At 66.2% G+C, this 18,519-nt stretch carries 23 protein-coding genes; 14 read left to right on the top strand and 9 right to left on the bottom strand.

Features of this window, described 5'->3' with window-relative positions:
• Position 1 precedes the first annotated feature (1 nt).
• Positions 2–679 carry a TetR/AcrR family transcriptional regulator C-terminal domain-containing protein gene (locus AC5RVV_RS08685; RefSeq protein WP_494000925.1) on the top strand — a complete coding sequence of 226 codons (678 nt, stop codon included), beginning with the start codon at positions 2–4 and terminating at the stop codon, positions 677–679.
• Between the two features lie 12 nt (positions 680–691).
• Here AC5RVV_RS08685 and AC5RVV_RS08680 read toward each other — a convergent pair whose 3' ends face one another.
• The 4 genes from AC5RVV_RS08680 to AC5RVV_RS08665 all read right to left on the bottom strand — a co-directional run bounded on the left by AC5RVV_RS08680 (position 692) and on the right by AC5RVV_RS08665 (position 3,421).
• Positions 692–1,672, bottom strand: coding sequence for a D-2-hydroxyacid dehydrogenase (locus AC5RVV_RS08680; protein ID WP_494000924.1), 981 nt, complete (start codon positions 1,670–1,672; stop codon positions 692–694).
• On the bottom strand, positions 1,672–2,361 hold the full coding sequence (locus AC5RVV_RS08675; protein WP_494000923.1) for a PspA/IM30 family protein: 690 nt from the start codon (positions 2,359–2,361) through the stop codon (positions 1,672–1,674). The genes AC5RVV_RS08680 and AC5RVV_RS08675 overlap by 1 nt, the downstream gene beginning before the upstream one ends.
• Position 2,362: 1 nt before the next feature.
• On the bottom strand, positions 2,363–3,058 hold the full coding sequence (locus tag AC5RVV_RS08670; RefSeq protein ID WP_494000922.1) for a hypothetical protein: 696 nt from the start codon (positions 3,056–3,058) through the stop codon (positions 2,363–2,365).
• 156 nt (positions 3,059–3,214) lie between these two features.
• A complete protein-coding gene (locus AC5RVV_RS08665; protein WP_127512299.1) occupies positions 3,215–3,421 on the bottom strand; it encodes a cold-shock protein in 207 nt (68 codons plus the stop codon).
• Positions 3,422–3,724: 303 nt separating this feature from the next.
• Here AC5RVV_RS08665 and AC5RVV_RS08660 point away from each other — a divergent pair, with 303 nt between their 5' ends.
• Positions 3,725–4,828 (top strand): fatty acid desaturase family protein, encoded by a 1,104-nt coding sequence (locus AC5RVV_RS08660; protein WP_494000921.1) that lies wholly within the window; start codon positions 3,725–3,727, stop codon positions 4,826–4,828.
• Between the two features lie 59 nt (positions 4,829–4,887).
• On the opposite strand, the gene AC5RVV_RS08655 is transcribed toward AC5RVV_RS08660, so the two are convergent.
• The 4 genes from AC5RVV_RS08655 to AC5RVV_RS08640 form a co-directional block, all read right to left on the bottom strand.
• Complete coding sequence (locus AC5RVV_RS08655; RefSeq protein ID WP_494000920.1) at positions 4,888–5,721, bottom strand: aldo/keto reductase; 834 nt, start codon at positions 5,719–5,721, stop codon at positions 4,888–4,890.
• A gap of 34 nt (positions 5,722–5,755) precedes the next feature.
• Positions 5,756–6,187, bottom strand: a complete 432-nt coding sequence (locus tag AC5RVV_RS08650) for a hotdog fold thioesterase (RefSeq protein WP_494000919.1) — start codon at positions 6,185–6,187, stop codon at positions 5,756–5,758.
• Between the two features lie 114 nt (positions 6,188–6,301).
• A complete protein-coding gene (locus tag AC5RVV_RS08645; protein ID WP_494000918.1) occupies positions 6,302–6,595 on the bottom strand; it encodes a DUF503 domain-containing protein in 294 nt (97 codons plus the stop codon).
• A 10-nt stretch (positions 6,596–6,605) separates the two neighbouring features.
• Positions 6,606–7,112 (bottom strand): MarR family winged helix-turn-helix transcriptional regulator, encoded by a 507-nt coding sequence (locus AC5RVV_RS08640; RefSeq protein WP_494000917.1) that lies wholly within the window; start codon positions 7,110–7,112, stop codon positions 6,606–6,608.
• 91 nt (positions 7,113–7,203) lie between these two features.
• On the opposite strand from AC5RVV_RS08640, the gene AC5RVV_RS08635 reads away from it, so the two are divergent.
• The 7 genes from AC5RVV_RS08635 (at position 7,204) to AC5RVV_RS08605 (ending at position 12,831) form a co-directional block, all read left to right on the top strand.
• Positions 7,204–7,854, top strand: a complete 651-nt coding sequence (locus AC5RVV_RS08635; protein ID WP_494000916.1) for an NADPH-dependent F420 reductase — start codon at positions 7,204–7,206, stop codon at positions 7,852–7,854.
• A gap of 29 nt (positions 7,855–7,883) precedes the next feature.
• Positions 7,884–8,927 carry an LLM class flavin-dependent oxidoreductase gene (locus AC5RVV_RS08630; RefSeq protein WP_494000915.1) on the top strand — a complete coding sequence of 348 codons (1,044 nt, stop codon included), beginning with the start codon at positions 7,884–7,886 and terminating at the stop codon, positions 8,925–8,927.
• Positions 8,928–9,023: 96 nt separating this feature from the next.
• Positions 9,024–9,821 (top strand): NUDIX hydrolase, encoded by a 798-nt coding sequence (locus AC5RVV_RS08625; RefSeq protein ID WP_494000914.1) that lies wholly within the window; start codon positions 9,024–9,026, stop codon positions 9,819–9,821.
• Positions 9,822–9,891: 70 nt separating this feature from the next.
• On the top strand, positions 9,892–10,119 hold the full coding sequence (locus AC5RVV_RS08620) for a PLDc N-terminal domain-containing protein (RefSeq protein WP_494000913.1): 228 nt from the start codon (positions 9,892–9,894) through the stop codon (positions 10,117–10,119).
• A gap of 243 nt (positions 10,120–10,362) precedes the next feature.
• Positions 10,363–11,208 (top strand): ABC transporter permease, encoded by an 846-nt coding sequence (locus AC5RVV_RS08615; protein ID WP_494000912.1) that lies wholly within the window; start codon positions 10,363–10,365, stop codon positions 11,206–11,208.
• Positions 11,205–11,978: an ABC transporter permease gene (locus tag AC5RVV_RS08610; RefSeq protein ID WP_494000911.1), complete on the top strand. Its 774-nt coding sequence runs from the start codon at positions 11,205–11,207 to the stop codon at positions 11,976–11,978. Before AC5RVV_RS08615 ends, AC5RVV_RS08610 begins: the two co-directional genes overlap by 4 nt.
• Positions 11,968–12,831 carry an ABC transporter ATP-binding protein gene (locus tag AC5RVV_RS08605; RefSeq protein WP_494000910.1) on the top strand — a complete coding sequence of 288 codons (864 nt, stop codon included), beginning with the start codon at positions 11,968–11,970 and terminating at the stop codon, positions 12,829–12,831. The genes AC5RVV_RS08610 and AC5RVV_RS08605 overlap by 11 nt, the downstream gene beginning before the upstream one ends.
• 291 nt (positions 12,832–13,122) lie before the next feature.
• Here the strand turns inward: AC5RVV_RS08605 and AC5RVV_RS08600 are convergent, their stop codons facing one another.
• Positions 13,123–13,596, bottom strand: a complete 474-nt coding sequence (locus AC5RVV_RS08600; protein WP_494000909.1) for a MarR family winged helix-turn-helix transcriptional regulator — start codon at positions 13,594–13,596, stop codon at positions 13,123–13,125.
• Between the two features lie 124 nt (positions 13,597–13,720).
• Between AC5RVV_RS08600 and AC5RVV_RS08595 the strand changes: the two genes are divergently transcribed.
• The 5 genes from AC5RVV_RS08595 (at position 13,721) to AC5RVV_RS08575 (ending at position 18,407) form a co-directional block, all read left to right on the top strand.
• The gene (locus AC5RVV_RS08595; protein WP_494000908.1) at positions 13,721–14,653 is read left to right on the top strand and encodes an SDR family NAD(P)-dependent oxidoreductase; all 933 of its coding nucleotides are present in this window, start codon (positions 13,721–13,723) and stop codon (positions 14,651–14,653) included.
• Positions 14,654–14,655: 2 nt separating this feature from the next.
• Entirely contained in the window at positions 14,656–15,558 is a 903-nt protein-coding gene (locus AC5RVV_RS08590) for an amidohydrolase family protein (protein WP_494000907.1), read from the top strand.
• Entirely contained in the window at positions 15,555–16,766 is a 1,212-nt protein-coding gene (locus AC5RVV_RS08585; protein WP_494000906.1) for an acyl-CoA dehydrogenase family protein, read from the top strand. The genes AC5RVV_RS08590 and AC5RVV_RS08585 overlap by 4 nt, the downstream gene beginning before the upstream one ends.
• Positions 16,767–16,793: 27 nt before the next feature.
• Positions 16,794–17,249 carry a MaoC family dehydratase gene (locus AC5RVV_RS08580; protein WP_494000905.1) on the top strand — a complete coding sequence of 152 codons (456 nt, stop codon included), beginning with the start codon at positions 16,794–16,796 and terminating at the stop codon, positions 17,247–17,249.
• A gap of 162 nt (positions 17,250–17,411) precedes the next feature.
• Positions 17,412–18,407 carry an ABC transporter substrate-binding protein gene (locus AC5RVV_RS08575; RefSeq protein ID WP_494000904.1) on the top strand — a complete coding sequence of 332 codons (996 nt, stop codon included), beginning with the start codon at positions 17,412–17,414 and terminating at the stop codon, positions 18,405–18,407.
• Positions 18,408–18,519: the final 112 nt, after the last annotated feature.

The following is an 18,519-nucleotide window of genomic DNA, read 5'->3' as shown; positions in this document are numbered from 1 at the left end:
AATGGGGGCAGAGGCGGAACTCGCTAATCCCCGGCAGCGGGCAAAAGGGCTCAATCGCGAAATCATCATCGATGCCTGCCTGCAGCTGACTGACGAGTCCGGTGCTTCCGCACTAACGTTCCGCCGCATCGGGCGAGCCCTGGGCGCGGACCCCACCGCACTGTACAGACACTTTAAAGACAAAGACGAACTGCTTCTGGCGCTGACAGACCGTCTGATCGGCGAAGCCCTCCGTGATTTTGAGCCAACCCAATCCTGGCGAGAGGACATCCGGGAGTTGCTCATTCGCGGGCGCAGGGCCTACCTGGCACATCCCCAAGTGGCTGCCCTCGCCGCCGTGCGTGTGACGCGGCAAGAGTCCGAGATGCGCTTCGTGGAGACGATCCTCGCCACCTTACGAAAAGCAGGATTCGAGGGTGACGACGTTGTCAAAATTTACCGGGCTTGCGCCGACTTTATGCTCGCCTGGACAGGTTTCAGTGCTGCCCTGAAGTTACTGGGCGAGAAGTCGGCAACGGACGTTCGGGCTTGGGCAGAAGCCTACGCCCAAGCTCCGGCCGGCCGCTTCCCGAACGCTGCGGCTGCTGCAGCCTCCATGTCAGCTATCGACGACGACGAGAACTTCCTATTCTCGCTGGACCTGCTGCTTGACGGCATTGAAGCCCGCTTAGCCGGGTAACGCCCTGCTCGTTTAGGATGCTGCGGGCGCCGCGAAACCCAGCGTCTTGTCGATGATGTTCTCCAACGGCTGCTGCTGGATGTAGCGGGCGAAATTGTCCGCGAACTGCCCGGCCAGCTGGGGCAGCCAGCCCCGCGCGTCGCCGCTGAGGTGCGGCGAAATGATCACGTTGTCCATCTTCCAGAGCGCGTGGTCGGCCGGCAGCGGCTCGGTTTCAAACACGTCCAGGGCGGCTCCGGCGATGGCGCCGGATCGCAGCGCCGCCACCAGGGCGTCGGTGTCCACGCACGCCCCGCGGCCCACGTTCACCAGCCGGGCCGTGGGCTTCATGGCCTCCAGCACGGCTGCGTCGACGAGGTGCCGGGTCTCCTCGGTCAGCGGTGCCACCATCACCACCCAGTCGAAGGTTCCGACGACGGCGGCGAGCTCCGACGACGCGTACACCTCGCCGAAGTCCGCGTCATCGCTGCGGGCAGTGCGCCCGGCCCCGGCAACGTGCAGGCCGAGGGCCTTGAGCACACGCGCGATCTCGCGTCCGATGGCACCGGTGCCCACGATGAGGGCGCGGCCGGACTCCAGTCGTTCGGTCTCACGGTGCCGCCAGGTGCGCTCCCGCTGCAAAGACAGCAGGCCGGGCAGGTCCTTGGCGAAGGCGAGCATCCCGGCGAGGACGAATTCGGCGATCGGCCGGTCGAAGATGCCGCGGGCGTTGGTAACCACCACGCCTGAATCCCGCAGTTCCTGGAACAGGAGCTTGTCCACGCCGGCGGCGGCCACATGAATCCACTCCAGCGAGCCGGCCGCATGCCAGGCATCCTCCAGCGCGGGGGAGAAAAAATCCCAGAGGAACAGCACCTGGGCGCCTTTCAGGGCCTCCTCCAAGCCGTCCGCGGTGGCATAACGCACCTCCGCGGCGGCCTCCACGTCCTCCATGCCCGGCGGCAGGTGATCTTTGTACAGGACGGTGACGACGGGTCTGGCGGCTGCGGCCATCAGGCTTCCGGCGCCTTGTTGCGCCGCGACTTCAGCGCGCCCAGCTGGTCGTCAACTTCCGTGCTGGCCTCCAGCCATTCGAAGGCCTCCTGCACTTGCGGCGAGTCCGGGTCCGACCATGCGATTTCGTTGCGGGCGGATGCCTCGGCCTCGATGCGACGGGTCTCCCGCTCGGCATCCCGGGCAGCGGACTGCATCCCGGTTGCGCTGCCGGCTGCCGCCGAGGCGGCCTGCTGCATGCCGAGCGTGGCCTGAGCGACGTTGTGGCGTGCCTGGAGGGTCTGGTACCGCAGGCGGCTCTCGTCTATCCGCGAGGACAGGCGGGCGAGCTCCCCGTCCAACCGGCGCCACTGATCGGCCATGCGCTCATATTGCCGGGCGAGGGTTTCCACGCGCTTCGACGCCGTAATGCTCCGGTGCAGGAACTCGCGGGCCCCGTCGTCGTCGCCGCGGGCCACGCACTCTTCGGCCTGGCGGTCGCAGTACGCCTGCTCTGCTTTAGCCTCATCCAACAGCAGCCCGATGCGGCGGCAGTCGGCCGCGATGTCCGCGACGCTGCGGCGGGCCTGGTCCACCGCATCGGACTGCTGCTGCTGGCTGGCCTCTATGGCCGCCAAAGGATCGACCGGAGTCTCCCTGGCCGCGCGGTTGGCGCGGATGATGCGTCCAAGGCGGTGCTTGATGGACACGTTAGCTCCTCATGGGATCGGGCCGACGCCGCACCGGGGCGGGCCGGCGGCGCGGCGGGCCGGACCGGGGGTGGGGCGGGACGGCGGGGCTGCGCCCGTCGCGGACACCGCGGTAGGCCGAGGACCATGCGTGCAGCGCCTCGATCTCCCGAGACAAATGCCGCCCGGCCAGTTCCAGCTGTTCGGCGTCGGCAGAGTACCCGGCTTCCACCAGGTGTTGCCGCAGTTGGCCCGACAGCCGGGTGAGTTGTTCGGTCCGCCCGCCCAGGCTGGCGGCGAGGGAGCGTTTGACCTCCGGGACCGGCTCGCCTTCCGCCAACTTCAGCTGTTCGTCCAGGGACCGGGAAGCCGTTTCAAGCCTGGCGGCCACCAGCGGCAGCTCCCCGACGGGGCGGCCCTCCGCCCGGGCGGAGGCGAGTGTCCGTTCCGTCGCTTCCGCCGAGCGCTGCAACCCGAGCCGCTGGCGGGCCAGGCGGCGGCCGGCGGCGTCCTTGCTGAAACTGCGGACGGTGAGCGACCCCCGGCGCAGCCCGTTCCGCAACCGGCGGGAGCGCCGGATCCTGCGGATCACCAGCCAAACGCTCACCGCCGCGGCCGTCCCGACGCACAGCACGGCGATGCCGGTGAACATCAGGATTTGCATGACCATATCGGCCAAAAAAGTTCCGGTACTGGCGGGCACTGGTGTCAAGGGCATGCCTCAAGTTTGCCCCCGGATGAGCGGTTCCTGCCAGTGGGAGTGAATTGCCGGGCAAAACGGCGGGGCAAAACAGCCGGGCACAACAATGGAGCCGGCTCCCGTACGGGAACCGGCTCCATTGGAAAAGACTAGAGCGGCGTTGCCGCTGCCGTCTTAGAGGCCGCGGATGTTGGCAGCCTGCAGGCCCTTGGGGCCCTGCACGGTTTCGAATTCGACCTTCTGGTCTTCACGCAGTTCGCGGTATCCGCCACTGTTCTCGATAGCCGAGTAGTGAGCGAAGACGTCGGCCGAGCCGTCGTCCGGAGCGATGAAGCCGAAGCCCTTTTCAGAGTTAAACCACTTGACGGTTCCAGTTGCCATTTTGTACTCCTCCGAGTATTTACACGGCCCGCGGACTTCACGGGTCGCTTGCAGCGGTGTTTTTCGTCCGCCGTTCAGAGAAGCACAAACCCTTCGGTGAAGGGCCTGTTGCTCAAAATCAAATGCGCAACACAACAACTACAAAAATTACTGTACAGGACTTTGGCCGGGAATCCGAACGGCGCTACCACGGCACCCCCTGTTCAGGGCGCGTTCAGGTTGTTATCGTAAAGTGATCTTCATCTACGGGGCACTCGCCCTATTCCGCGGCTGGGAAGTCGGACCCGAACCACTGAAGGCTGCATGAGCATATCTGTATCTCCCCCGACAACTTCTACCCGTAGCAAGCGCGGTTCTTCCGCCGCCAGCGGCTACTCCCAGCTGTTGAGCACCGTGCGGGATGCAGGTCTGCTGCGAAAGCGCAGGGGGTTCTACATCAGCCTCTTTGTTGCACTGGCGCTGGGGCTGGCGGGCGCGGTCACCGGATTCGTACTGCTTGGCGACAGCTGGTTCCAGCTGTTGATTGCCGGCGCACTGGGCATCCTGTTCACGCAGCTGGCGTTCCTGGCCCATGAGGCCGCCCACCGGCAGGTCTTCGAAACCGGTCCTGCCAACGACCGCGCCGGAAGGTTCCTTGCCAACGCCGTCGTGGGCATCAGCTACCAGTGGTGGATGAACAAACACACCCGGCACCACGGCAACCCGAACACCATCGGGAAAGACCCGGACATCGAGCAGGACACCGTCTCCTTCCTGCCCGAACAGGCTGCCGAACGCCGCGGCCTGATGGCCTGGTTCACCCGCCGGCAGGGCTACCTGTTCTTCCCGCTGCTGATGCTCGAGGGCATCAACCTGCACGCCACCTCCATCAGGTCGCTGTTTGCGCGCGGCCCCGTCAAGGGCCGCAAGAGGGAAATTTCCGTGCTGTTCGCGCGGCTCACTCTTTATATCGCGGCCATCTTCTTCTTCCTCCCGCCCGGCATCGCGTTCGCGTTCCTCGGAGTGCAGTTGGCCGTCTTCGGGGTCTACATGGGTGCGTCCTTCGCGCCGAACCACAAGGGCATGCCGTTGATCCCCAAGGACTCGAAGGTGGACTTCCTCAGCCGCCAGGTCCTGACCAGCCGCAACATCGTCGGCCGGACCCCTACCGGAAGCGGCGCCATCAACGCGCTCATGGGCGGGCTTAACTACCAGGTCGAGCACCACCTGTTCCCGAGCATGCCGCGGCCCAACCTGGCCAAGGCCGCCCGGATAGTGCGCGAATACTGCGCCAACCACAGCATCCCGTACACCGAAACGTCGCTGCCCAAGTCCTACGGCATCGTGGTCCGGTACCTGAACAAGGTTGGCCTGTCGGCGCGGGACCCGTTCGACTGCCCGATGGTCTCGCAGTACCGCCGCCTCTAGCGCTCAGCAGGTTCCCTACAGTTGCCGGTGTCCAAGGCGGACACCGGCAACCGTCGTTTCTAGAGCTGGGTGAAGGCGGCCGTCGCCGGATCCGCGCCGATGCGACCGCCGGCGTCAAGCGCCGTGATCGCGGCCAGGTCCTCCGCATCGAGCGTGAGCCGTGCCGCGGTCAGGTTTTTCGCTATCCGGCCCGGGTTGGCGGACTTGGGGATCACGATGTTGCCGTTGGCCAGATGCCAGGCGAGCACCACTTGGGCCGGGGTCGCCAGATACTTTGCCGCGATGGCGGTGACAGTCCGGCTCTCCAAATCGGCGCCCTGGCCCAGAGGGCTGTAGGCCTCGACGGCGATGCCGTGCCGGCGGCTGAGCGCCGCCACTTCGCGTTGCTGGAAGGTCGGGTGGATCTCGATCTGGTTGACCGCCGGCACCGTGCCTCCGGCGGCCAGCAGGGTCTCCAGATGCTCGGACAGGAAGTTGGAGACGCCGATGGCCCGGCTGAGGCCTTCGGCGTAGAGTTCTTCGAGCGCCTGCCACGCCTGCACGTACAGGTTCTGCGAGGGCACCGGCCAGTGGATCAAGTACAGGTCCACGAAGTCCAAGCCGAGTTCGCGCAGGCTGTTATCAAAAGCCCGGCGGGCGTCGGCCTGTTCGCCGTTGCGGAGCTTGGTGGTGATGAACAGCTCCTCGCGCGGGATCCCGCTGGATCTGATCGCCGCGCCCACGCCGGACTCGTTGCGGTAGGCGGCGGCGGTGTCGATGTGGCGGTAACCGGCCTCCAGCGCAGCTTCAACGGCCCGCTGCGTTTCAGCCGGCGGCACTTTGAAAACGCCGAAGCCCAACTGCGGGATGCTGACGCCGTTATTGAGATCGATCGTCGCGGGCACTACGGTCATCGGGAATGCTCCTTCGGTGCAGGGGGGGGCGGAACTACTTCTTCGGGACCAGCACTCCGTAGACGCGCATCTCGGCCAGATGCTGGCCGTCATGGTCGTGAATGGAGATATCCACGATGTTGTTGCGGCCATAGCGAGTGCGTTCGACGCCGGTGGCCACCAGGCGGGCTTCGGCCGCGCCGGGCGCGATGTACGTTATTTCCGCCTGACGGGAGACCGACGGCCGGCCCAGCGACTCGCAAACGAACGCGAAGCACGTATCGCCGAGCGTAAACAGGTAGCCGCCGTGCAGGATGTGGTGACCGTTCAGCATGTAATCCTGGACGCCCATGGTCATCACTACGCGGCCTTCTTCGGCCTCCAGCACCTCGATGCCAAGGTGCTGCGACGCCTTGTCCGAGGCATAGCGGTGGCGGACAAGCTCCTCGACGGTCGAAAACTGCTCGTCGGTGGCGGGGGTAGTCAACAGGGCCTCCGGATGTGGCACGGATCATGGGCGTGACCAACGCTACCAATATCCACACCGGTCGATGCTCATCGGCGGCCTGCAAAACCGGTTTGCAGCGGCGCGGGGCCGGGCTCAGTCGTCGCTGGAGTGTATTTTCCGCCGTGTGCTGAGCAGGTCCACGCCGGGGCGGTAGGCAATGTAGTTCTCGGCCGTGTCCAGCACCTGGACCACATGGGCCCGGTCGCCGCCTACCAGCCCGATGCCCAGTTCGGCCCGCCGGTAGAGGTTCTGTTGACCGACTTCCGCCACTGAGACATCGAACCGCTTCCGGACCTCGGCGATGATCGGCCGCAGCACGGATCGCTTTTCCTTGAGCGAATGCACGTCGCCCAGGAGCAGGTCGAACTCAATCCAGCCGATCCACATGCTGACGAGTCTAGGGCAGGTGGTCCATCGCCTCGCACGGGCTGGAGTTCGGCTGCGCGCGGTGGATTCCCATGGCCAACACCTCGACCAGGGCAGAAAGCGTGCGCACGTCCTCCGGCGACAGGCCGGAGAGCAGGTCCTGCTCGGCACGTGCGACGCGGACCTCGAGCTCCGAGAGTGCGGCGCGTCCCTGCGCGGTGGGAACGATTTTCCGTGCACGCCGGTCGTTCGCGGCGGGGACGCGCTCCACCAGCCGGGCGGCCACGAGTTTGTCGAGGATGTAGGTCAGCACAGTGCGGTCGATCGCCAAGTGCGACCCGAGGGCCTGCTGGTTCGGCGGGTCCCGATGAACGACGGCGGAGAGGATTTGGTAGCCGCGGATGCCTTCCGGCATGCCGGTGACGGCCTCCTCGAATTTTGACTGGTACCCGCGCAGGACCATGCCGAGGTTCCAGCCGAAGTCGCCGGGAACCGGGCTGTGCGTCCTGTCCGCTGTGGCGGCTCGTTCTCCTGTCATGACTCTCATGATAACGAATCATGCGAAGTTGCACAGATAATCTGTAATGAATATAGTCTGTCGGACAGCATATTTGCAGACTGGAGTTGGAATGAAGCGTGGCACCGTTGGCATCCTGGGGGCTGGCCGGGTGGGCACCGCCGTCGCCCGACAGGCGCTCACAGCCGGCTACCGGGTGAAGATCGCGACGTCCAAGCCGGCCGCAGAGATCGCCTTGCTGACCGAAATCATCACGCCGGGGGCGGAGCCGGTCGACGCCGCGGAAGTGGGGGAGGCGGACCTGGTTCTCGCCGCGATCCCGCTGCACCGTTACCGCACGCTGGATCCGGGCCGGTTGGCCGGCAAGACCGTGATCGATGCGATGAACTACTGGGCACCGACCGACGGCGTGATCAGCGATTTCGAGAACGACCCGCGCGGCAGCAGCGAGGTCGTCCAGGATTTCCTGGCGGGAGCGCGACTGGTGAAAACCCTGAACCACATCGGGTACCGGGAACTCGAAGAGGAGGGCCGCGATCCGGGTTCCGCCGACCGCCGAGCCTTGGCTCTTGCCGGCGATCACGACGACGCCAAATCCCTGGTCGCGGCCTTCATCGATCGCCTGGGTTACGACCCGGTCGATGCCGGCCCGCTCTCGGCCGGCCGCGCCTTCCAGCCGGGGACCCGCATTTTCAACGCCGCCCATGCCGCCGACGAACTTCGAAACCTCTTGGCTGAGGCCACCGAACCGGCGCGTTCATGACGGCATCGACAGGCAGAACAGGACAAGACATGGAAATCGGTGCCTACAGCTTCGGCGACACGCAACTCAATCCGGACGGCAGCCAGCGGGAGACGTCGGAGGCCATCCACAACCTCTTTGAGGCGATCCTCCACGCCGACAAGGTTGGCTTGGATTACTTCGGGATCGGCGAGCACCACACCACCAGCATGCCCGCGTCCTCGCCGGGCGCGATCGTCGCCGCGGCCGCGGCCGCCACGCAGCAGATCCGGCTCGGGAGCGCCGCCAGCATCATCTCCACGGACGACCCCGTTCGCGTGTTCCAGCAGTTCTCCACGGCGGACGCGATTTCCGGGGGCGGCCGCGTCGAGATCACCGCGGGCCGCGGTTCCTCGGTGGAAACGTTTCCGCTGTTCGGCTACGACCTGGGCGACTACGACGAGTTATATGCGCAGAAGCTGGATCTGCTGATGGCCATCAACAACAGCCGCGCCCCCGAAGTGACGTGGAGCGGATCCCGGCGGCCGCCCATCGCGGACCTGGCCGTCGTGCCGCGCCCTGCCGTCGGGCCGCTGCCCATCTGGCTGGCCACCGGGGGCAACGCCGGTTCTTCCGCCCGGGCCGGGCAGCTCGGACTGCCCGTCTCCTACGGGATTATCGGCGGAGCCCCGCACCGGTTCGCTCCACTGGCCGAGCTTTACCGGCGCACCGCGGCCCAGGCCGGCCACAGCGGTCCGCAGATCAAGGTTTCCGTTGCCGCCCTCGGGCTGGTGGCGCCGAGCAAGCAGGAGGCCCTCGACCGGTTCTACCCCGGCTGGCACAACCTCAACGTGGAAATGGGCCGGCTGCGCGGCTGGCCCGCGCCCGACAAGCGCGCTTTCCTGGCCCAGGCCGAGGCCCCGGGCGCCTATTACGTCGGCGATCCGGACGACGTGGCCGAGCGGATTGCCCACCTGCACGGATACCTCGGACATGTGCGCCACTTCCTGCAGACCGACATCGGCGGGCTGCCGCACGAGCACCTGATCGACTCCATCACGCTGCTGGCCACCGAGGTCAAGCCGCGGGTTGAGCGGCTGCTGTCCCGGAAGTAGGCACGACACGCCGCCGGCGCGCCCGTTGGCCATGTCGATCCGCGGCTCGAAGCGACGCCTCCGCCGCCGTCCTAAGCTAAGGGCGTGGATAAAGCGGTGGACAGACAATCGGACCAGGCAGAGCTGGCGGCAACAGTCATCCTGCTGCGCGACGGGCCGGAGGGACTGGAAGTCCTGATGCTGGAACGCCCCGGCGGTGGATCCTTCGCGGGGGCCTGGGTATTCCCCGGCGGCAAGGTGGACCCGGGGGACTACCGTGCCGCCGAAGCCGAAGCCGAAGCCGAAGCCAAACCCGACGCCGAAGCCGAAGCCGAAGCAGACGTCGACGTCGACGCCGAAGCGGGCACCGGCACAGAGGCCGGCGGCGCCGTCGAACGTGACCAGGGTCGGCAGCTGGCGGCGGCAAGGATCGCAGGGGCCCGTGAGACCTTCGAGGAGACCGGCCTGCGGATCGCCGGTCAGGACCTGGTACACCTGTCCAACTGGGTCCCCCGCCACAGCCTCGTCCGCCGCTTCCAAACATGGTTTTTCACGGCAGTGGCCCCGGTCGGCGAGGTCGTGCTCAACGACGGCGAGCTGGCCGGCTTCGCCTGGATGCGGCCCGGCGAAGCGCTCCGCCGGCATGAGACGGGGCTGCTTCGGCTGGTCCCGCCGACCTGGGTCACCCTGCATGAACTGGGCCGCTTCAACACCGTTGCGGACGCACTGGAAGCCGCTTGGAACACGGAGCCCTTCAACTATGAGAGCCACGTGCTTGACGACCCGGCCAGCGGACAGGTCATCGTGTGGGCGGGCGACGCTGCCTACCCCGGTCCCGGGCCGGCGGCGGCCGCCGGGGCCAGGCACCGGCTCTCCACCGCCTCGCTGCCCTGGCGGTACGAAAGGAACCGTTAGTCCCCTGCGTCGCCGGCCCGGCACGCCTACACTTGAGGCACCTGCTGCCACAACCGACCGGGAGGCCGCCATGAAGAAAGCCATGAAGAAGAAGTCCTTGAGGGATTTGAGCGGGGGGCAGCGGCTGCGTGTCGCCACCATGGCCGGGCTGCAGTTTGTCTTGCAGACGGCCGCTCTGAAGGACCTGAAGAAGCGCCCGGCAGCCCTGGTCAACGGGCCGAAGCCGGTGTGGTTTGCCGCGTCCTTCCTCAACTTCATCGGCCCTGCGGCCTACTTCCTGCTCGGGCGAAAGCGCTGAACTCCTCAGCACAAACCGTTGATCTATTCAATTCAGCGGTGCTAATGACCGTCGCGCAGTGTTGCCCGCGTAACGATGGCCTAGAGTGTTTGACGTCACCAAGTGGCGTCGACCACACTTGAGCTAGTGAACGCATGTTCGGCTAGCGAACAGCGCGGTCTGTATCCCCGTTCTCCTCGGGGCAGAAGGAGTGGAAATGAAATGTGCGCTGTATAGGGCGCCGCACCTCGTCGGGATGCTCCCATGAGCGCCCCCGCGGTGACAACTGACAGCAAGGGGCCGGCGGCCAGCCGGTCCCGCCGGCGCCCGTCGAAGAAGCGTCCCACCAAGCAGCTGCTGGGCCTCGCCGGGATCCTTGCATTCCTGCTGGTGTGGGAACTGGTGCCGCGGGTGGGGATTGTTGAGGCCCGCTTCCTGCCTCCTGCCTCCGAGGTGCTCGCCGTGCTGTTCAACGATTTCGGCCTGGCGGCGTTCTGGCTCGCGGTGGGCGAGACCATGCTCGCGTGGTTCCTTGGCCTGCTGATGGCGGTGCTGCTGGCCGTGGTACTTGGCTTCATCATCGGTTCGTCAAACTTCCTGCGGAAGTTCACCAACTCCACGGTGGAGTTTTTGCGCCCCATCCCGTCGGTCGCGTTGATTCCGCTGGCCGTGCTGCTGTTCGGCGTGAAGATCGAGTCCTCGCTGATGCTGATTGTCTACGCATCGTTTTGGCAGGTCTTCATCCAGGTGCTGTACGGGGTGGCCGACGTGGACAACGTGGCGATGCAGACGGCGAAGTCCTACGGCCTGGGCCGATTCGCCCGGGTCCGCCACGTGGTGTTCCCCACCGCCCTGCCGTACCTGATGACCGGGGTGCGCCTGGCCGCAGCGGTGGCGCTGATCCTCGCCATCACGGCCGAACTGGTGATCGGTTCCCCGGGCCTGGGCCGGGAAATCGCGCTGGCGCAGTCCGGCGGCGCGATCGCGGGCATGTATGCGTTGGTGCTGGCCACGGGGCTGATCGGCGTGCTGGTCAACCTGGTGATGCGCTTCATTGAGCGCAAGACCTTGTCGTGGCATGAATCGATCCGTTCCGAGGTGATCGCGTGAAAGTCCTGAAAAGCATTGCCTACGCGCTGGCGCTGCCGGTCATCCTCGTGCTGATCTGGTGGGCCTCGACGCTGGGCGCGACAAACTTCTTCGTGCCCACGCCGGCACTGCTCGTCGACGCGTTCGCCGAGACCTGGTTCGGAGAACGGCTTTTGTCCGACGTGCTGCCATCGATCGGGCGGCTGATCATCGGGGTGGCCGCGGCGATCATCCTGGGCATCGTCGCCGGCCTGCTGATCGGCTCGATCAAGTGGCTGCGCGACTTCACCGAGCCGGTGCTGGAGTTCTTCCGCGCCATCCCGCCGCCGGTGCTGATTCCGGTACTGATGCTGCTGATGGGCATCACCGACACGATGAAGATTGTGGTTATCATCTCCGGCTGCATCTGGCCGGTGTTGCTGAACACCATCGAAGGCGTCCGCGCCATCGACTCGGTGCTTTCGGATTCGGCGCACACCTACGGCATCGGCGGCATGGCCCGCGTGCGCCACCTGGTGCTGCCCTCTGCGGGTCCGCAGATCATGGCCGGCGTCCGCCAGTGCCTGTCGATCGGGCTGATCCTGATGGTCATCTCCGAGATGTTCGCCTCGTCCTCGGGGCTGGGCTTTACCATCGTGCAGTTCCAGCGTTCCTTCGCGATCCCCGAAATGTGGTCCGGCATCGTGGTGCTGGGCCTGATCGGTGTTGCCATGTCATTCATCTTCCAATGGACCGAGCGCAAGATCCTGCGCTGGTACCACGGCCTGCGAGAGGTAGAAAATGCAGCCTGAAACCACCCCGGTTCCGACCGGCAAAACCCTGCCCGAAGGCCAGGCCATGCTCTCGGTGCGCGGCGTCAAGAAGGTCTACCACACCGACGGCGGTGACATCGAGGCGGTGCGCAACCTCACCTTCGACCTGCGGGCGGGGGAGCTGGCCTGCCTGGTCGGCCCGTCCGGGTCCGGCAAGACCACCTTGCTCAAGTGCATCTCCGGCCTGCTGGCCCCTACCGAGGGTGAGGTGCTGCTGGACGGCGCCCGGGTGACCGGCCCGCCCAAGAAGATGGCCGTGGTGTTCCAGGAGTACGGCCGCTCGCTGTTCCCCTGGATGCGGGTGCGCGAGAACGTGGAGCTGCCGCTGAAGAACGCCGGCATGGGCAAGGCCGAGCGCGACAAGCTCGTGGACGACGCCCTCGAGGCCGTGGGCCTGGACCACGTGCCGCAGTCCTACCCGTGGCAGCTCTCCGGCGGCATGCAGCAGCGCGTGGCCATCGCCCGGGCAGTGGCCTACCAGCCCGAGGTGCTGCTCATGGATGAGCCGTTCGCCGCGGTCGACGCCCAGACCCGGGCCGACCTGGAGGACCTGATTCGCACGGTCTGGAAGAAACTGGGCGTCACCGTCCTGTTCGTCACCCACGACATCGACGAATCGGTCTACCTGGGCCAGCGCGTGATTATCCTGTCCTCCTCGCCGACCGTGATCCAGGAAGACCTCGAGATCGACCTGCCCGACGAGCGCGACCAGCTAAACACCCGGGCACTGCCACGGTTCACCGAACTGCGCCACCACGTCTACGAACAGATCCAGCTTGCCAAGCAGGGCCACCGCCCCGCCGCCGCCACCCAGGCCGGCAGCGCCGGCTAGCGGGAGGCAGTGGGGCGCCGGCCGCATCCTGGCCAAGGGTGCGGCCGGCTCCGATCCTCAACCAGCTCCCCGGTCCCGCCCGCCTTCCGAGATCGACTGCTCAGATAACGCCCTTCTCAGCTGAAAGGGCCTTATCTGAGTAGCCGATTGGGTGGGGTTGGGGTGGGGTTGAGGGAGGGGTTTGGGAGAGGGGAGAGCCGGCCTGCGGCGCCCGGTGCGCGGCGCCCGTCTCGGCCGGGAAGGTGATGCGGCGCAGCAGGTCGCGCAGAACGCGGCGCCCGTCTCGGCCGGTCAGAAGGCGATGCGGCGCAGCAGGTCGCGCAGCGTTTCCCGTTCCTGTTCGTTCAGCCGGGCCAAGGACTCGTCCGACGCCTCGCGGATGATCGCTTCGGCCTGCTTGTACAGCTTCCGGCCCGATGCCGTCGCAACGATGACCTTGGAGCGGCGGTCGCGCGGGTCGGCTTCACGGGTGACGGCGCCGCGCCGCTCCAACTGGTCCACCAGGGCCACGATCTGGCTGGGGTCCAGGCTCAGGAAGTCGGCGAGTTCGCGCTGCGACGGGTTCTCCCCGCTGCACGCCAGCGACAGCACCGAGTAGGACCGCACCTTCAGGTCAAGCTCGGCCAGCATGTTGTTGGCCAGGCCGGACCCCAGCGAACGCGCCCGCGCCGTGAGGAACTCGATTTCGTTGGCCAGATCGGTGCCGTACAGCCGTTCAAGGCCGGCGGTCGCCGACGGGCGGACGGCCGTTGTTGCTGCGGACATGGTTCCTCGCTAGAAGTAGGTGCTGCCCAAAATGATTGACTTTTTCAATCATATGGGTTGTCATGGGTTCTAGACCAGCATAAACCGCAACGCACCTCCACCGTGCGGGACGAAGGAGCAGCAGATGTCTTTGGCCGGAAAAACAGCGATCGTCACCGGAAGCGGCCGGGGCCTCGGCCTGGCCTACGCGCAGGAGCTTGCCCGCCAGGGTGCCTTCGTTGTGGTCAATGACGTGGACGCGCAGGTCGCGGAGGAAGCCGTCGCCAGTATTACCGGCGCCGGCGGCCAGGCCACGGCCGTCGTGGCCCCGGTGGGGCCCACCGAAACTGCCCGCCAGCTGGTGGCCGCCGCCGTCGAGACCTTCGGCCGCCTGGACATCCTGGTGACCAACGCCGGAGTGCTGCGGGACAAGTCGCTGCTGAAGATGACCGACGAGGACTTCGATCTGGTGATCAACGTGCACCTGCGCGGCACCTTCACCTGCGTGCGCGAGGCCTACGCCTACTTTAAGGAGAACGCTGTCGCGGGACGGATCATCACGATCGGTTCGCCTACCGGCCAGCGCGGCAACTTCGGCCAGACCAATTACGCCGCGGCGAAGGCCGGCATCGTCGGGATGGTCCGGACCTGGGCGCTGGAGATGAAGAAGGCCGGCGTCACCGCCAACGCCGTGATTCCGGTGGCAGCCACCGCCATGACGAAGACCGTGCCGTTTTTCCAGAAGGCCGTGGAGGCGGACGAGCGCGGCGAGGCCATGCCCGACTTTTTCCGCAAGGAGCTGGGCTTTGGAACGGCCGACGACGTTGCCGGGCTGGTTGCCTACCTCGCCTCCGATGCGGCAGCCAACGTGACCGGCCAGGCGATCGGGGTGGGCGGCGACCGGCTGCAGTTGTGGTCCCATCCGGAGCCCGTCGCGACCGAGTTCCTGGACGGCGGCTGGAACTACGAAGCGCTGAGCGAGCGCTTCCAGGACCTGTTCGGCGGCCGGCTGCAGAGCGTGGGCGAGACGTTCCCCGAGCTGCCGGCGGACCTGCAGCCCGAGTCGGCGGCGAAATAGCCATGCCTGCCACGCGTTACGAACCGGCGCTCGACGTCGCGTCGCTGACGGCGATCGATATGCACGTCCACGTCGAGATCGACGGCCACGGACACCTCTCGCTGCCGCAGGAACTGATGGACGCGTCGAGCGCGTACTTCAAGGCGGAGGAGCGGACGCCGTCGCTGGATACGATCGCCGAAACGTACCGGGAACTGAAGATGGCGGCCGTGGTGTTCACCGTGGATGCCCGCACCCGCCTGAAGCACGAGCCGAACAGCATCGAGGACATCGCCGAGGGCGCCGCCCGCAACAACGACGTGCTGATCCCGTTCGGCTCCGTCGATCCGCTGACGGGTCCGGAGGCCATTAACCGGGCCAAGCGCCTGGCCGAGGACTACGGGGTGCGGGGCTTCAAGTTCCACCCCAGCCTGCAGGGCTTCAACCCGTCCCACGAGCGGTTCTACCCCCTGTGGGAAGCCCTGCAGTCGCTGGGCCTGCCGGCGGTGTTCCACACCGGCCAGAACGGCATGGGGGCCGGCACCCCCGGCGGCTCCGGGATTAAACTCGGCTACTCGAACCCGCTGCTGCTGGACGAGATCGCCGCCGACTTCCCGGGATTCCGGATCATCATGGCGCACCCCTCGGTGCCCTGGCAGGACGAGGCCAACTCGATTGCCACGCACAAGTCGAACGTGTTCATCGACCTGTCCGGCTGGTCGCCAAAGTACTTCCCGGAATCCCTGGTGAAACTCTCCAACTCCGTCCTGCAGGACAAGGTGCTGTTCGGCACCGATTACCCGCTGATCACCCCGCAGAAGTGGCTGGGCGGGTTCGCGGACCTGCCGATGAAGGACGAAGTCCGGCCGAAGATCCTCAAGGACAACGCGGTGCGCCTGCTCGGGCTGGGCGGGGGGCAGGCATGAGCACGGTGGCCCAAGAGAAGGCCGGCACCGCGGCCGGACCCTTCTATCCCTCCGACCAGTACGGCTACGCCGCGCTGCTGACCGACGCCGAACGCACCGTGCTCGGCCGGCTGCGCGGCGTGCTCAAGGAGCAGGTTCAGCCGCTGCTGGCGGACTACTGGGAACAGGGTGAGTTTCCGTATCAGATTGCCCAGCCGCTGTATGACCTGAACCTGATGGCGCCGTCCGAACTGACCGACGGCGGCGGGAAGCCCTCCGGACTCTACGAGGGCTTCCGCAACTTCGAGCTCGCCCGAACAGACGCCTCCGTCGCCACCTTCTACAACGCCCAGTCAGGACTGTTCCGCACGGCCGTGACTCTGGGCGGCAGCGCCAGGCAGGCTGCCGAGCTGGACCCGAAGATCCGCAGCTTCGAGTTGAAGGGCGTCTTTGCGCTGACTGAACCGGAACACGGATCGGATATCGCCGGCGGGCTTGAGACCAGCGCCCGCCGCGAGGGAGACGAATGGGTGATCGACGGCGCCAAGCGCTGGATCGGCGGGGCCGCCGCTGCCGACGTGCTCGCCGTCTTCGCCCGCAACCAGGCCGACGGACAGGTCAAGTGCTTCCTCGTCCCGACCGATGCCCCCGGGGTCGGCATCGCCAAGATCTTGCGAAAGACCTCGCTGCGCATGATGCAGAACGCCGACATCGCCCTGGCCGGAGTCCGCGTACCGGACTCCGCGCGGCTGCAGAACGTCAACTCGTTCGCGGACGTGGCCTCGCTTCTGCGCAACATGCGCTCCGACGTCGCCTGGATCGCCGCGGGCGTCCAGGCCGGCGCCTATGAGGCTGCGCTGCGCTACGCCAAGGAGCGGCGGCAGTTCGGCAAGCCACTGGCCGGATTCCAGCTGGTTCAGGAGAAGCTGGCCACCATGCTCGGCAACCTCACGGCCTCGCTCGGCATGGCGGTGCGGCTGACCCAGCAGCAGGAGGACGGCATCTACAAGGACGAGAACTCGGCGTTGGCCAAGATGTTCTGCAGCGCCCGCATGCGCGAGACCGTTGCCCTGGCCCGGGAAGTCGTGGGCGGCAACGGCATCACCCTGGACACCGACGTCGCGCGGTTCCATGCCGACGCCGAGGCCGTCTATTCCTATGAAGGCACGCACGAGATCAACGCCCTGATAGTCGGCCGGGCAATCACCGGCACGGGCGCATTCCGCTAGAACCATCCATCTTTCCAAGGAGCCTCTATGAGCAACACCGTCGTCAGTCTCGAAGAACTGCCCAACCTGGTCGGCAAGGACCTGGGCTACACCGACTACCGTGAAATTACCCAGGACCAGGTCAACACCTTTGCCGATGCCACCGATGACCACCAGTGGATCCACACCGACCCGGAAAAGGCCAAGGAAGGACCGTTCGGCGCGCCGATCGCCCACGGCTTCCTGACCCTGTCGCTGGTCATCCCGCTGTGGAGCGAATTGTTCGACGTGGAAGGCGTCACGACCAAGGTCAACTACGGCCTGGACCGCGTGCGGTTCACCAGCCCGGTGAAGGTCGGCTCCAAGGTGCGCCTGCATTCGGTGATTTCTGAGGTCACCGAGGTGAAGGGCGGCGTCCAGATCAAGACCAACAACACCATCGAGATCGAAGGCGCGGAGCGCCCCGCGGTCATCGCGGAGTTCTTGGCGCGCTTTTACGCCTGACGCCGGGCCGCTCCTTGTCCTGCTGAGCGCCGGCTGCACAAATCCGCCCTAACTGTTGATTTATTCAACTATTGTATCTACATTGTATTTAGGTGTGGCGCCGATCACAGTCAGTCTCCCGACGGCGGGGGCGGCGGCGCCTAGGACCGCGAGGAGCATTTCATGAAGAAGCACTTGGCGAAGTTGTTGGCCGGTGGCGCGATTGCCGCGATGGCATTGACCGGCTGCGGCTCCGGTTCCCCCTCCGGGTCGAACGAAGCGCCGGCGGAACAGTCCGGCGCCGCCGGCTCCGGGCTCACCAAGCTCACCGTAGGCGTGCTGCCGATCGCCCCGTCGGGAGCCATGCAGTACGGCATCGATGAGGGCATCTTCGAGAAGCACGGCCTGGAACTGGAGTTGCAGGCAGGGCAGGGCGGCGCTGCCATGCTGCCCGCCGTTTCCACCGGCACCCTGAACTTCGCCGTCGGCAATCCGCTGTCGGTGATGACGGCGGTGGACAAGGGCCTGGATATGAATATCGTCACGGGCTACAGCAACTCCAAGGCCGAGGGCGAGGATATCAACGCCGTGATCGTCAAGGCTGATTCCGGGATCGAGGACTTCGCGGATCTGGAGGGCAAGACCACCGCCGTCAACACACTCAAGACCCAGGGCGACCTCACCATCATGGAATCGGCGGCGATCGACGGGGGCGACCCGTCCAAGCTGAAGTTCAGCGAAATGCCGTTCCCGGACATGGAAGCCCAGCTGGAGCGCGGAAACGTTGATGCCATTTGGGTGCCTGAACCCTTCCAGTCGAAGGCGTTGGCCAACAAGGACTACAAGCTGCTGGGCTACCCGAACCAGAAGGCCTTGCCGGGCCTGCCCACCATGGTGACCTTCACCAGCGGCAGCTACGCCGACCAGAACGCGGAGATCGTGGCCGACTTCAAGGCAGCCGTTTCGGAAACCCTGACGGCCGCGGAAGCGGATCCGGCCGGCGTCCGTGCCGTCCTGCCGGACTTCATGGGCATGCCCGAAGAAGTGGCGAAGGGCCTGAAGATGGAAACGTTCGACGCCGAGCTTCCGGTGGATGTTCTCAGCGACATGGGCGAGCTGATGGTCAAGTACGGGTACGTGGACAAGGCTCCGGACGTGCCGGCCATGGCCGTCCAGTAGCCTTCGTTCTTGGCCTCAGGCGGCGGGGCGGTTCCCGGGATGCGGGAGCCGCTCTGCGGCCTGTTGCAGGGGTTCCCGTCGTTGACGGCCTCCACTATGTCCGTAGATACTG

Source organism: Arthrobacter sp. MDT2-34-1 (genome assembly GCF_059091365.1).
This window is presented reverse-complemented; position numbering and strand designations above follow the sequence as displayed.